11 protein-coding genes are annotated in these 13,619 nt (G+C 66.1%); 10 read left to right on the top strand and 1 reads right to left on the bottom strand.

The features are described 5' to 3' along the window. Positions 1-92: 92 nt before the first annotated feature. From metH to WCZ84_RS04425, 6 genes are all read left to right on the top strand, one after another. A complete protein-coding gene (metH, locus tag WCZ84_RS04450; RefSeq protein ID WP_372685070.1) occupies positions 93-3,866 on the top strand; it encodes a methionine synthase in 3,774 nt (1,257 codons plus the stop codon). An 11-nt stretch (positions 3,867-3,877) separates the two neighbouring features. Further along, the gene (locus tag WCZ84_RS04445; protein WP_372685056.1) at positions 3,878-4,696 is read left to right on the top strand and encodes a helix-turn-helix transcriptional regulator; all 819 of its coding nucleotides are present in this window, start codon (positions 3,878-3,880) and stop codon (positions 4,694-4,696) included. Between the two features lie 24 nt (positions 4,697-4,720). Continuing rightward, a complete protein-coding gene (locus tag WCZ84_RS04440) occupies positions 4,721-4,912 on the top strand; it encodes a DUF3460 family protein (RefSeq protein ID WP_372685055.1) in 192 nt (63 codons plus the stop codon). Further along, positions 4,912-5,793 carry a ScpA family protein gene (locus WCZ84_RS04435; protein WP_372685054.1) on the top strand — a complete coding sequence of 294 codons (882 nt, stop codon included), beginning with the start codon at positions 4,912-4,914 and terminating at the stop codon, positions 5,791-5,793. Before WCZ84_RS04440 ends, WCZ84_RS04435 begins: the two co-directional genes overlap by 1 nt. A gap of 15 nt (positions 5,794-5,808) precedes the next feature. Continuing rightward, entirely contained in the window at positions 5,809-6,654 is an 846-nt protein-coding gene (gene panC / locus WCZ84_RS04430) for a pantoate--beta-alanine ligase (RefSeq protein ID WP_372685053.1), read from the top strand. 91 nt (positions 6,655-6,745) lie between these two features. Continuing rightward, positions 6,746-7,177 (top strand): response regulator transcription factor, encoded by a 432-nt coding sequence (locus WCZ84_RS04425; protein WP_372685052.1) that lies wholly within the window; start codon positions 6,746-6,748, stop codon positions 7,175-7,177. Here the strand turns inward: WCZ84_RS04425 and WCZ84_RS04420 are convergent. Next, positions 7,071-7,721, bottom strand: coding sequence for a copper resistance protein NlpE N-terminal domain-containing protein (locus WCZ84_RS04420; protein WP_372685051.1), 651 nt, complete (start codon positions 7,719-7,721; stop codon positions 7,071-7,073). The genes WCZ84_RS04425 and WCZ84_RS04420 overlap by 107 nt on opposite strands. A 244-nt stretch (positions 7,722-7,965) precedes the next feature. Here WCZ84_RS04420 and coaE point away from each other — a divergent pair, with 244 nt between their 5' ends. Genes coaE through WCZ84_RS04400 form a run of 4 tightly spaced genes read left to right on the top strand, consistent with a single transcriptional unit; the run spans position 7,966 to position 13,617 of the window. Next, positions 7,966-8,601: a dephospho-CoA kinase gene (coaE, locus tag WCZ84_RS04415; protein ID WP_372685050.1), complete on the top strand. Its 636-nt coding sequence runs from the start codon at positions 7,966-7,968 to the stop codon at positions 8,599-8,601. Between the two features lie 12 nt (positions 8,602-8,613). After that, the gene (gene zapD, locus WCZ84_RS04410; protein ID WP_372685049.1) at positions 8,614-9,366 is read left to right on the top strand and encodes a cell division protein ZapD; all 753 of its coding nucleotides are present in this window, start codon (positions 8,614-8,616) and stop codon (positions 9,364-9,366) included. Positions 9,367-9,376: 10 nt separating this feature from the next. After that, entirely contained in the window at positions 9,377-10,543 is a 1,167-nt protein-coding gene (locus tag WCZ84_RS04405) for an efflux RND transporter periplasmic adaptor subunit (protein WP_372685048.1), read from the top strand. Then, positions 10,540-13,617, top strand: a complete 3,078-nt coding sequence (locus WCZ84_RS04400) for an efflux RND transporter permease subunit (protein WP_372685047.1) — start codon at positions 10,540-10,542, stop codon at positions 13,615-13,617. Before WCZ84_RS04405 ends, WCZ84_RS04400 begins: the two co-directional genes overlap by 4 nt. Positions 13,618-13,619: the final 2 nt, after the last annotated feature.

Here is a 13,619-nt window from a genome sequence, read left to right as displayed (position 1 = left end):
TCCCACGAGGGGTATGGCGTCGGGCCCGGTGCCGCATTGCTTGAGGCCAAAACGATACAATGCAGGTTTCACCTCTGCCCGTACAGCCTGCCGTGACCTACCCTGCCTTGCCCTATCCCGCCGATGCCTACACCCGAGGGCGCGATTTCGTTCACTTGCTGGGGCAGCGCATTGTCGTGCTGGATGGCGCCATGGGGACCATGATCCAGCAATACAAGCTGGCCGAAGCCGACTTCCGGGGCGAGCGCTTCGCCGATCACGCGCGCGACCTGAAGGGCGACAACGAACTGCTGTCCCTGACCCGCCCCGACATCATCCGCGACATTCACCGCGCCTATCTCGAGGCCGGGGCCGACGTGATCGAAACCAATACCTTTGGCGCAACCCGGGTCGCACAGGGCGATTATGGCCTGTCGGAGATTGCCTACGAGCTCAACGTGGCAGCCGCGCGCCTGGCGCGCGAAGCCTGCGACGCCATCGCTACGCCCGAGCACCCGCGCTTCGTGGCGGGGGCGCTGGGCCCACAGCCGAAAACGGCCTCGCTGTCGCCCGACGTGAACGACCCGGGCGCGCGCAACGTGACCTTCGAGGAACTGCGCGTGGCGTATGCCGAGCAGGCCGCCGGCCTGATCGATGGCGGGGTCGACCTGCTGCTCATCGAGACGATCTTCGATACGCTCAACGCCAAGGCGGCCATCTTCGCCATCGAAACGCTGTTCGAAGAGCGGCAGATCCGCCTGCCCGTGATGATCTCCGGCACGGTCACGGATGCCTCCGGGCGCATCCTGTCGGGGCAGACGGTGGAAGCCTTCTGGAATTCGGTGCGGCACGCGCGGCCCGTGACCATCGGCCTGAACTGCGCCTTGGGCGCAGCGCTCATGCGGCCCTACGTGGCCGAGCTCTCCCGCATCTGCGATACGTGGGTCTGCGTCTATCCCAATGCCGGCCTGCCCAACCCCATGGCCGAAACAGGTTTCGACGAAACACCGGCCGACACCTCGGGCCTGCTCGAGGGTTTTGCGCGCGATGGGCTGGTCAACGTGGTGGGCGGTTGCTGCGGCACGACGCCCGAGCACGTACGGGAAATCGCGCGCAAAGTGCGCGGCCTGCCCATGCGCCAGCCGCCGGTGATTCCGGTTCAGACGCGGCTGTCGGGGCTCGAGCCGCTCAACTTCGATCGCGATAGCCTGTTCATCAACGTGGGCGAACGCACCAACGTCACTGGCAGCAAGCAGTTTCTGCGCCTGATCCGCGAGGAAAAATTCGACGAGGCCCTGACGGTGGCCCGCCAGCAGGTCGAGAACGGCGCCCAGATCATCGACGTCAACATGGACGAAGGCATGCTGGATGCGTTGGCCATCATGCCGCGCTTTCTCAACCTGCTGGCGTCCGAACCCGATATTTCACGGGTGCCGGTCATGATCGACAGCTCGAAATGGCCGGTGATCGAGGCGGGTCTGCGCTGCGTGCAGGGCAAGTGCGTGGTCAACTCCATTTCCATGAAAGAGGGCGAGGCGCCGTTCATCGAGCAGGCCCGCCTGTGCCGCAAGTACGGCGCGGCGGTGGTGGTCATGGCCTTCGACACCGAGGGCCAGGCCGATACGCTCGAACGGCGCCAGACGATCTGCGCCCGGGCCTACGACATCCTGGTCAACCAGGTGGGGTTTCCACCCGAAGACATCATCTTCGATCCCAATGTCTTCGCCATCGCCACCGGCATCGAAGAGCACGATCATTACGGGATGGACTTCATCGACGCTACGGGCTGGATCGTCGAGCACCTGCCTCACGCCCGGGTCTCGGGCGGCATCTCCAACGTGAGCTTCTCGTTTCGCGGCAACGAGGCCATGCGCGAGGCGATTCATACGGTGGTGCTGTATCACGCCATCCAGAACGGGCTAACCATGGGCATCGTCAATGCCGGCCAGTTGGGGGTGTATTCCGATCTGGACCCCAAGGTGCGCGATCTGGTGGAAGACGTAGTGTTGGACCGGGCCGAACCCCTGGGGCGCAGCGGCCCCGAGGACACCCGCACGGCCACCGAGCGGCTGGTCGAACTGGCGGAGACCCTGCGCGGCGCCGGCGTGAAGAAAGAAGAAGATCTCGCCTGGCGAAACGGCCCGGTGCGCGAGCGCCTGACGCATTCGCTGGTGCATGGGATCACCACCTATATCGTCGAGGACACCGAAGAGGTGCGCCTGGAAATCGAGGCGGCCGGCGGGCGCCCGATCGAGGTCATCGAAGGCCCGCTCATGGACGGCATGAACGTGGTGGGCGACCTGTTCGGCTCGGGCAAGATGTTCCTGCCGCAGGTGGTCAAATCGGCGCGGGTCATGAAGCAGGCGGTGGCCCATCTGCTGCCTTTCATCGAAGAAGAAAAGCGCCAGCTGGCCGAGGCCGGCAGCGACGTGAGCTCCAAGGGCAAGGTCGTCATCGCCACCGTCAAGGGCGACGTGCACGATATCGGCAAGAACATCGTCACCGTCGTGTTGCAGTGCAATAATTTCGAAGTGATCAACATGGGGGTCATGGTGCCGTGCGCCAAGATCCTCGACATGGCCAAGGAAGTCGGCGCCGACATGGTCGGCCTCTCCGGCCTGATCACGCCCAGCCTCGAGGAAATGGCCTACGTGGCCACCGAAATGCAGCGCGACGCCTATTTCCTCGAGCGCAACATCCCGCTGCTGGTGGGCGGCGCCACCACCAGCCGCGTGCATACGGCGGTAAAAATTGCGCCGCACTACGAGGGGCCGGTCATTTACGTACCCGATGCCAGCCGTTCGGTCGGGGTGGCCACCAGCCTGATGTCGCAGAACAAGGCCCGCTATCTGCAGGACGTGGCCGATGAATACGCGCTGGTGCGCGAGCGCCATGCCAAGCGCAAGGCCAATCCCATGCTGAGCCTGGCCGAGGCACGTGCCGCCAAGCCCCGCATCGACTGGGCCGATTACACGCCGCCACGGCCCAAATTCATTGGCCGGCGAACCTTCCAGCATTACGACCTGAACGAGATCCTGAAATTTCTCGACTGGACGCCGTTCTTTCAATCCTGGGGGCTGATGGCGCAGTACCCGGCCATCCTGGACGATAAAGTGGTGGGCGAGCAGGCGCGCAAGCTGCACGCCGACGGGCTGGCGATGATGAAGCGCATCGTCGAGGGCCGCTGGCTCACGGCCAGCGGGATCGTGGCCTTCTATCCGGCCAACAGCATCAATGAAGATGACATCGAGATCTACCGTGACGAGACCCGCAGCGAGGTATTGCTCACCTGGCGTGGCGTGCGCCAGCAGACGCAGAAGCGCGAGGGGGTGGACAACAAGTGCCTGGCCGATTTCATCGCGCCCCGGGAAACGGGTCTCACCGACTACATCGGCCTGTTTGCCGTTACGGGCGGGTTGGGCATGGAAAAATACGAAAAACAGTTCCAGGCGCAGGGCGATGATTACTCGGTCATCATGCTCAAGGCACTGGGCGATCGCCTGGCCGAAGGCTTTGCCGAGACCCTGCATGCCCGGGTGCGGCGCGACCTCTGGGGATATGCCGCCGACGAGGCCCTGAGCAACGAGGAGATCATCGCGGAAAAATACCAAGGGATCCGCCCGGCGCCTGGATACCCGGCCTGCCCCGAGCACGTCGTCAAGCGCGAGATGTTCCGCCTGCTGGACTGCGCCGAGATCGGCATGCAGCTCACCGAAGGCTATGCCATGATCCCGGCCTCCAGTGTCTGTGGCTTCTATTTCAGCCATCCGCAGTCGAAGTACTTCAACGTGGGCAACATCGGGGCGGATCAGGTCGAAGACTACGTGCGCCGTACGGGGCGCGACGAAGAAGACGTGCGTCGCACCCTGGCGAGCACCTTGCGCTAGGGGCGGGGCCCATGGGCGCGGATGCACAACGGCGCAAGGCTCTGGGCGCCTTCCTGCGCAACGCCCGCGCCCGGCTGCAGCCGGCGGATCATGGCCTGCCTGCCGGCACGCGGCGCCGCACGCCCGGCCTGCGGCGCGAGGAGCTGGCCCAGCTCAGCGACATCAGCCTCACCTGGTATACCTGGATCGAACAGGGGCGTCCGGTTTCTGTCTCGGCCGAGGTCTGGTGCCGGCTGGCGGATGTGTTGTCGCTGTCGCACGCCGAGCGCCATTACCTGTTCAACCTGGCGGGCGCCACGGATCCGCGGGCGCGCAGCAGCCACCCCGCGACCCTGCCCGAAGGGTTGGACGATTGCGTGCACAGCATCCGGGCCGCGGCCTATATTCTGGACCAGTGCTGGAACATCCTCGCGTGCAATGCCGCGCTGCGGGACGTATTTTGCGGCTGGCCGGGCGATGCGCCGGCCAATCTGCTGCGCTACATTTTTCTCGACCCGGCGGCGCCCGCGCGGATCGTCCACTGGGAGACCCGCGCGCGGCGCGTCGTCGCCGAGTTCCGGGCCGACATCGCCAGCGTGGTCGATACGCCCGAGATCCAGTCGCTGGTCGCCGAGCTCCAGGCGGCCAGCCCGGCCTTTGCCCGATTCTGGAATGGCCAGGCGGTGACCGAGCGCGAGGGTGGCTGGCGTGCCTTCGAGCACCCCGCGCGGGGCCGCCTGATGTTGCGCCAGTTCACGTTCCGGCTGGCGGTGCGTCCCGATTGCAAGCTGGTCATTCTGCTCGATGGCCCCAATCCGGCACCCGACTGCAGTACACTGGGGCGCATTTGATCCACCCCGATTCATGAGTACATCATGGCCCGTCATTACGAATCCCCGCTCACACAGTTTCTGAAACAGTACAAGACGCAGCATGCGGACACCGAGGCGCGCCAGCGTGCCGGGCGCGGCCGGCTCTGGGACGTCGAGCTCGATCCCGAGCAGCAAGAGGGGTTCCGGGGGGCCTACGTGCCCCAGGATCCCTACGTGTACTACCAGAACGCTTGATGGCCGGAGACGTGCCTGCCCAGGACACCCTCCTGCCCGGCCTCTGCGCGCCCATTGAAAGCGATGGCGCGGCACGGGCCGGCCAGGCGGCGCTGGCGCGCCTGTATGGCGAACCGCTGTTCGACATCCCGCGCGACCTTTATATCCCGCCCGAAGCGCTCGAGGTCTTTCTCGAGGCCTTCGAGGGGCCCCTGGACCTGTTGCTCTATCTGATCCGCAGGCAGAATTTCAATGTGCTCGACATCCCCATGGCGGTACTCACCGAGCAATATCTCGCGTATGTAGAGCAGGTGCGGCAGCACAATCTCGAACTGGCGGCCGACTATCTCCTGATGGCCGCCTTGCTGATCGAGATCAAGTCGCGCATGCTGCTGCCCCGCCGGCCCGATGGCCCGGATGATCAGGCCGACGAAGACCCGCGCGCCGAGCTGGTGCGCCGCCTGCTCGAATACGAGCGTATCCAGCAGGGTGCCCGGTCTCTGGATCAGCTGCCACGGCTGGGGCGCGACTTCGAAGTGCCCCGGGTCCCGGCCGGTCTGTCGCGCGCTGTCGCGCTGCCCACCGTGCAGGCGTTCGAGCTGCACCAGATCTGGCTCGACTTGCTGCAGCGCGTGCAGTGGCAGGCCAGCCACCGCATCACGCGCGAGCAGCTGTCGGTGCGTGATCACATGAGCCACATCCTGCGCCGGCTGTCCGGGGTGCGTTTCATCGAGTTCTCCGAATTGTTCCAAGAACGCATTCACACCGGGGCGCCCGCGGCCGTTCTGGTCGTGCATTTCCTGGCATTGCTCGAACTGGCCCGTGAATCCTTGCTGCAGGTCACGCAGGCCGAGCCGTATGCCCCGATCTACATCCGTCTGTCCCCTATGGCTGCGGCCTGAAACCAGGAGACCTTCTTGAAAGTCGTCCATTCCATCGAAGATCTGCGTGACCAACTGCGGGGCCAGCTGCGGGTGGCCTTCGTCCCCACCATGGGCAATCTGCACGCCGCGCACTTGTCCCTGATGCGCCTGGCGCGCCAGCACGGCGATCCGGTGGTGGCCAGCATTTTCGTCAACCGGCTGCAATTTGCCCCCAACGAGGACTTCGACCAGTATCCGCGCACCCTGGCCCAGGACGTCGAGAAGCTCGAAGCCGAACGGGATGTCTACGTGCTGTTTGCGCCGGACGAGAGCGTGCTGTATCCAGAGCCGCAGAACTTCCGCATCCAGCCCAGCAACGCCCTGGGCAAGATTCTCGAGGGCGAGTTCCGTCCGGATTTCTTTATGGGGGTCTGCACGGTGGTGCTCAAGCTGTTTTCCTGCGTGCAGCCCAAGGTGGCGGTGTTCGGCAAGAAAGACTACCAGCAGCTGATGGTGGTGCGTGCCATGTGCCGGCAGTTCCAGCTGCCGGTAGACATCATCGCCCATGAAACCGTGCGCGATGCCGATGGCCTGGCCCTGTCTTCGCGCAACCGGTATCTCTCGCCCGAAGAGCGGGCCGAGGCCCCCAGGCTGTACGCGCTGTTGCAGCAGGTGCGCGACCAGCTGGCCCGGCATGGTCAGCGGGCGCGGGCCGAGGCCGATGCGCTGCAGTCTCTGCGCGAGCGCGGTTGGGCGCCAGACTACGTCTCGGTGCGCCGGCAGCGCGACCTGCTCGAGCCCACCGAGGCCGAGCTGCACGCGGGCGAGCCCCTGGTGGTGTTGGCCGCGGCCCGGCTGGGCCAGACGCGGCTGATCGACAATCTCGAGTTTAAAGTGTAGTCAAGCTGTCAGTTCTTGCAGTACAGGGCCTGATATCTGCGTGTCAGAATGAACGGACCTATATCGTGTCCGTATTCAACAGGAGTCAGGCATGTACACCACCCCATCACAGCCAGAACCCGAAGAACCGCCCAAACCGTGTTTTCCGGGGCTCACCCAGCGCGAACAGCAAGTGGCTCACTATGTGACCCGTGGCTGTCCCAACAAAGTCATCGCTGCCGAACTCGGGGTCTCACAGCGCACCATCGAGGCTCACAGGGCCCGGGTTTTTCAGAAGCTCCGGGTACGCAATGCGGTAGAACTGGCCGGGTATTACTGGTCGCGGCAATCTGCCGGGGGGGCCTCTGTCCGCCGTGCCGCCCCGCCCGCTGCGGGGCCATTGCCGCCCGCCGGCCCGCTCACTCCGTGGTCCCGCCTCAGCACGACACAGCAGGCTGCCCTGATAGCTCGGGGATGGGATCAATATCTGCCTGCCGGGTCAGGTGTGATTCCAGCAAAGGGGTCTTCCCACTCAACCAGCTGATGGCCAGCACGTTGGATTGCTGAAATCTTAATGTGGCAAGCGATTGCTCGCCCGTTTGCAGCACGATGCGGGTGGGTTGCGTGCCGATCAGGTGCCAGCATCCCATTTGTGCTGCGGGTGCGCCACCGCCATCCAGCGGCGTACGGCGGGCGCGCCATTGGCCGTCGGGGGCCAGCGTCAGGCTGATGCGCATCGCCGTGCAACCGCTGCCGGGTGGGCACGGGATCGTGCCCAGATAGCTGCGGGTGTCGGCCAGCTCTGCGGGCAGGGCTTGCCTGGCCGTACGTACCGGGGCTTCTGCCTGGCCTGATTCGGCGGCCTGCGACGGGGCCTGCGCCTGCTGCTGCCCAAACCCGAACTGCAACTGCGAGGGCGCCACCGTGCCGGCGCCGTCTCCGCGTGCCCGGTCGGCGGCGTCTGTTTGGGTGCTGCCCCGCGGGGTTTCATAGTAGCCGGGCTCGCTTTGCTGGGCACAGGCAGCCAGCAGGCCCAGCAGCACGATGGAAAAAAGGCGGGTCATCATCGACCAGGCAAGGCGCGTCATGGCATGTTCGTGTCAGGTCAGGAAACCTTCATTCTACGCATTTGCCAGCGGCTTGGCGATGCCCGGCACCGCGAACCCCGAAATCGCGGGCGGGCCCCCGGACGGGCCCCATTGAATCGCAGCTTGGCCAGCGCGCCGCGTGGCCTCCGCGTGGTTCCCGCGCAGCCCCCGCGTGGCCCCGGTGGTCCAGAGGCCGGCTCCTGCGTTACAGTCATGGTTGCGCAACCATCCTACAGGAGTCGGCATGCTCACCATCGGCCTGACGGGCGGCATTGGTTCGGGCAAATCCCAGGTTGCCAGCTGGCTGGCTGCCTGGGGGGCCAGCGTCATCGATGCAGACGTGCTCGCCCACGGCCTTACGGCCGCTGGCGGGGCCGCCATGGCCGCCATCCAGGCCCGTTTCGGGCCTGCGGCCGTGCGCCCCGATGGTGCGCTCGACAGGCCCTGGATGCGTGAGCACGTCTTTGCCGATCCATCGGCCCGGACGGATCTCGAAGCCATTCTGCACCCGCGCATTCGTGCCGAGATGGAGGCGCAGGCGGCTCGGGCAAAAGGCCCGTATCGGGTGGTGGTCGTACCACTGCTGGTCGAATCCGGCCAGTGGCGCGGTCGGGTCGATCGGGTCTGCGTGGTCGACTGCGACCCCGAGACGCAGGTGCGCCGCGTCATGCAGCGCAGTGGGCTGACGCCAGAGGCCATTGGGCGTATCATGTCTGCTCAGGCGTCTCGCGCAGATCGTCTGGCCGTGGCTGATGACATCATCGTCAATGATGGGGCGACTGATCTCGCTGCTTTGCAGCAACGCACGCGGCATATGCACGATGGCTGGTGCAGGCTTTCGGATGCACGGGCTGTCGATGGGCACTTCAATCAAACCTAGGGTCCAGGCCGCGTGATTCTGTACGAGTATCCCTGCAATGAACGTGTACGCTCCCTCCTGAGGGTCGAATACCTGTTCGACCGCCTGTTCTACTTCATGCAGGGCGAAGACGCACGCTGTCACCAGATCGCATTGGCGGCCCTGTTCGATCTGCTCGACGTCTGCGAACGCACGGACGTGCGCACGGCCATCCTGCAAGACATGGACAAGCACCGCGCCTCGCTGGCGGCGCTGCGCGATCATCCCGGGGTAGACGTGCACACGCTCGATGGCCTGCTCGAAGAGCTGCGCGTCGCATCGTCCGAACTCTCCGGGCATGGGCGCATCGGCCAGTGCCTGCGCGACAACGAATGGCTGGTCAGCCTCAGGGGCCGCGTGGCCGTGCCTGGCGGATCCTCGTCGGTCGACATGCCGTCTTATTATGCGTGGCAGATGCGCGCGCCCGAAGAACGCAATCAGCACCTCGAACAATGGGTCGCGCCGCTCATGCCCCTGCAGCGCTGCATGGCGCTCATCCTCAAGCTGCTGCGCGAAGCCGGGCAGGCCACCGACCATCAGGCCGAGCAGGGGGCCTATCAAGAAATGCTGGGTGGCAAGAGCTTCCAGATGCTGCGCGTCTGGGTCGACCCCGGCCTGTTCGTATTTCCTGAAATCAGCGCCAACAAATATGTCATCTGGGTGCGCTTTTCCATGCTGGACAGCGACTTCAAGGCGCATCCGGCAGGGCGCACCATCGCCTTCCGGCTGGCGCGCTGTAATCTGTAGGTCGGCCATCATGGGTGTCGTCTCGACGCAGCGGGGTGCTCTGCGCCGCAGTTTCCTCTGGTTGCTGGTCATCCTCGGGGCCGCCGCGGCCTGGTTTTTCTGGGGATCGGGTTCCGATACCGTCCCGCGCGTGGCCCGCATGGCGGCACCCAGCACGCCGGTGGCCGTGGCCCAGGCCCAGGAAGGCCACATCCAGCGCTTGTTGCGCGCCCCGGGCACCGTCACGGCACCGGCCGTGGTCACCATACGTTCACGCGTCGATGGCACGCTGTTGGCACTGCACGTCGAGGATGGCCAATATGTACACGCGAATGACCTCTTGGCCACCCTGGACCCGGAACCGTTCCGCATCCGGCTCGAGCAGGCGCTGGGTCAGCAGACCAGCCGCGGGGCGCAGCTGGATATCGCGCGGCGCGACCTGGCCCGCTACGAGGCGCTGTATCGGCAGGATTCCGTCGCGCGCCAGCAGCTCGAAGCGGCGCGAGCCGAGGTCCTGCAGCTCGAAGGCCAGGCGCGCAGCGACCAGGCCGCGGTCGACGAGGCGCGCCTGCAGCTGGGCTACACCGAGATTCGCGCGCCTCTTGAAGGGCGGCTGGGCCTGCATTTGGTCGATGTCGGCAACCTGGTCCGTGCGTCCGATCCGGACGGGCTGGTCGTGTTGACCCAGAGCCGGCCCATGGATGTGCTCTTTGCCATTCCACAAACGCGCCTGTCCGAGCTGCGCCAGGCGCGCAGCCGACAGGCGGATTTGCCGGTCCACCTGTATTCGGGCCCGGCGGGTGCTATCCGTGCACAGGGTCGCCTGCTTGCGGTCGACAACCAGATCGACGTCGCCACGGGCACCGTGCTGCTCAAGGCGCGTTTCGACAATGCCGATGAATCCCTGTTTCCCAACGAGTTCGTGCAGGTCGGCCTGGAACTCGGCATACAGGATGGCGTGGTCATCCCATTGCGCGCCGTACAGCGGGGGGCTCGCGGTGAATACGTGTATCGTGTCACGGGCGACGACAAGGCGCAGACCGTCACGGTCACCACGGGGGTGGATGACGGCCGTCTCGTGGTGATCGAATCCGGGCTGCAGGCAGGGGATGTCGTGGTGGTCGAGGGGGTGGACCGCCTGCGCGATGGCAGTCCGGTCGAGATCGTCACGGAGGCCGGGCAGGAACCCGCTTCGTGAACCTGTCGCGGCCTTTCATACTCCGGCCGGTGGCCACCGCCCTGGCCATGGTGGCGCTGGCCCTGGCCGGGTTGCTGGCCTGGCGCGAGCTGCCGGTGTCGGCCCTGCCCCAGGTGGATTTCCCGACCATTCAGGTGACCACGCTGTACCCGGGCGCGGGCCCCGATGTCATGGCGGCCAAGGTCACTTCGCCGCTCGAGCGCCAGCTGGGCCAGATGCCGGGCCTGCAGCAGATGCTGTCGACCAGCACCGGCGGGGCCTCCAGCATCACCCTGCAGTTCGAGCTGGGCCTGCCGCTGGATGTGGCCGAACAGGAAGTGCAGGCGGCCATCAATGCCGCCTCCAACCTGTTGCCCAATGACATGCCTGCGCCGCCCATCTATCGCAAGGTGAACCCGGCCGATGCGCCGGTGATCACGCTGGCGGTCACGTCGCCGACCCTGCCCCTGGACGTGGTGCGCGATCTGATCGAGGTCCGGGTCGTGCAGAAGCTGTCGCAGATCCGTGGCGTGGGCCTGGTCAGCGTGGCCGGCGGTCAGCGCCCCGCGGTGCGCATCCAGGCCGATCCTCTGGCGCTGGCCGCCCATGGCCTGAGCCTTGCGGATGTGCGTCGGGCGGTGACCCAGGCCAACGTCAACCAGCCCAAGGGCAGCCTGGACGGTTCCGAGCGGGCCATCACCATCAGCCTCAACGACCAGTTGCGCGACCCGGCCGAATACGCCGACCTGATCCTGGCCTACGAGCAGGGGGCGCCCCTGCGGCTGGGGGATGTGGCCAGCGTGCAGCGGGCCGCCGAAAACCGCGAGCAGGCGGCCTGGTTCGAAACCGAACCCGCTCTGCTGCTGAACATCCAGCGCCAGCCCGGGGCCAACGTGATCGAGGTGGTCGACCGGGTGCAGGCCCTGCTGCCGGCTTTGCGTCCCAGTCTGCCGGAAGGCGTCGATCTGAGGGTGGCCGCCGACCGCACGCAGACCATCCGCGATTCGGTGCATCACGTCCAGATCGAGATGCTGCTGGCGATCGTGCTGGTGGTGGCCGTCACCTTCGCCTTCCTGCGGTCGTGGCGCGCCACTCTGATTCCCTCGGTGGTGGTGCCGTTGTCCCTGGTGGGCACGTTCGCGCTGATGTTGTGGCTGGGGTTCAGCATCAACAACTTGACGCTGATGGCGCTGACGGTGGCCACGGGCTTCGTGGTGGATGACGCCATCGTGATGATCGAGAACATCGCGCGCCACATCGAGTCGGGAGAATCTGCGCTGTCGGCGGCGCTGCGGGGCGCGCGCCAGATCGGTTTCACGCTGGTGTCGCTGACCGTATCGCTGGTCGCCGTGCTGATCCCGCTGCTTTTCATGGAAGACGTGGTCGGCCGGCTGTTTCGCGAGTTCGCAGTCACCCTGGCGGTGGCCATCCTGTTGTCGCTGCTGATCTCGCTCACGCTCACGCCCATGATGTGCGCGCGCATGCTGCGTTCGGAGGTGGACCTGGCCGGCGCCGCAGCGAATCAGCCGACCACCGGGCAGGCCGCTTTGGGCTGGTTGCACGCGTATGACGTGGGGCTGCGCTGGGTCTTGCGGCATCAGGTCCTGACCCTCTGGCTTGCCGTGGGCACGTTGTTCCTGACGGGCGGGTTGTACCTGGGCATTCCCAAGGGGTTTTTTCCGCAACAGGATACCGGCTTGCTGCAAATCGTGACCCAGGGGCCGCAGTCGGCGTCCTTTGCCCGCATGGCGGATCTGCAGCGCCAGGCGGCCGCCCGCCTGCTGGCGGAACCCGACGTGCAGTCGCTCACCTCTTTCATCGGCATCGATGGCGACAATGCCACCTTGAACACCGGGCGCATGCTGGTGACCCTGACCCCGCCTGGCGCGCGCGGCGCGCCAGCAGCCGTATTGATGGGTCGCCTGCAAGACGCGCTCAGCGGTATTCCGGGCCTGCAGGCGTGGCTGCTGCCCGTGCAGGAGCTGTCCGTCGAGGACCGGCCCAGCCGGGCCGCCTATCAGCTGACCGTGTCCAGCCCGGACGACGCAGCGCTGGCCCGCTGGGTACCGCGGTTGCTCGAGGCCCTGCGTGGCGTGCCTGGGCTGCAGGACGTCACCAGCGATTTGCAGGATCGCGGCCTGCGGCTGCAGGGCGTCGTCGATCGGGATGCGGCCGCCCGGCTGGGCGTGTCGCAGACCGCCATCGATGACGCGCTCTACGATGCCTTCGGCCAGCGCCTCATCTCGACCATCTATACGCAGTCGGCGCAGTACCGGGTGGTGCTCGAGGGCGATGCCGCCTTGCTCGGGGCCGGTCCGGCTGCGCTCGATGCCTTGCACGTGGCCGCCCGAGGCGGCGGGGTGGTGCCCCTGACCGCCCTGGTGCGCTTCGAACCCGCGCTGGCGCCCCTGTCCATCCAGCGGCTCGATCAGTTCCCGGCGGTGACGGTCTCGTTCAATCTTGAAGCGGGGGTCGCCCTGTCGGATGCCGTGGCGGCCATCGACGCCTTGCGCCAGCAGATGGACGTGCCGGCGGCGGTAGAGTTCCAGTACCAGGGCGCGGCCCGGGCCTTTCAGGCATCGTTGTCCAGTACGCTGTGGCTGCTGTTGGCGGCGGTCGTCACCATGTACATTGTCCTTGGCGTGCTCTATGAGAGCCTGATCCACCCCATCACCATCCTGTCCACGCTGCCGTCGGCTGCGATCGGCGCCCTGGTGGCCTTGTGGCTGGGTGGCGCCGAGCTCGACATGATCGGCGTGATCGGCATCATTCTGCTGATCGGTATCGTCAAGAAAAACGCCATCCTGATGATCGACTTCGCCCTGGATGCCGAGCGCGAGCGCGGCCTGAGCCCGCAGGCGGCGATTCACGAAGCGGCGCTGCTGCGCTTTCGGCCTATTCTGATGACCACGCTCGCGGCCTTTTTCAGCGCGCTGCCCTTGATGTTCGCCACCGGTTCGGGGGCCGAGCTGCGCCAGCCGCTGGGCCTGGCCATGGTCGGCGGGCTGGCGTTCAGCCAGTTGCTGACCCTGTTCACCACGCCGGTCATCTATCTCTGGTTCGATCGCCTGGGTCACCACCGTGTGGGGGTCTGAGC

The sequence above is a fragment of the Castellaniella sp. genome (genome assembly GCF_041675725.1).
Classification (GTDB): domain Bacteria; phylum Pseudomonadota; class Gammaproteobacteria; order Burkholderiales; family Burkholderiaceae_B; genus Castellaniella.
The sequence above is the reverse complement of the archived record's forward strand: the minus strand, read 5'-3'. Positions and strand labels throughout refer to the sequence as shown.

Excerpts from the sequence above, each read along its gene's own strand:
- WCZ84_RS04425 (WP_372685052.1), top strand. The coding sequence starts at position 6,746 with ATGTACACCACCCCATCACAGCCAGAACCCGAAGAACCGCCCAAACCG.
- WCZ84_RS04435 (WP_372685054.1), top strand. The coding sequence starts at position 4,912 with ATGGCCGGAGACGTGCCTGCCCAGGACACCCTCCTGCCCGGCCTCTGC.
- WCZ84_RS04440 (WP_372685055.1), top strand. The coding sequence starts at position 4,721 with ATGGCCCGTCATTACGAATCCCCGCTCACACAGTTTCTGAAACAGTAC.
- WCZ84_RS04405 (WP_372685048.1), top strand. The coding sequence starts at position 9,377 with ATGGGTGTCGTCTCGACGCAGCGGGGTGCTCTGCGCCGCAGTTTCCTC.
- coaE (WP_372685050.1), top strand. The coding sequence starts at position 7,966 with ATGCTCACCATCGGCCTGACGGGCGGCATTGGTTCGGGCAAATCCCAG.
- WCZ84_RS04445 (WP_372685056.1), top strand. The coding sequence starts at position 3,878 with ATGGGCGCGGATGCACAACGGCGCAAGGCTCTGGGCGCCTTCCTGCGC.
- WCZ84_RS04420 (WP_372685051.1), bottom strand. The coding sequence starts at position 7,721 with ATGACGCGCCTTGCCTGGTCGATGATGACCCGCCTTTTTTCCATCGTG.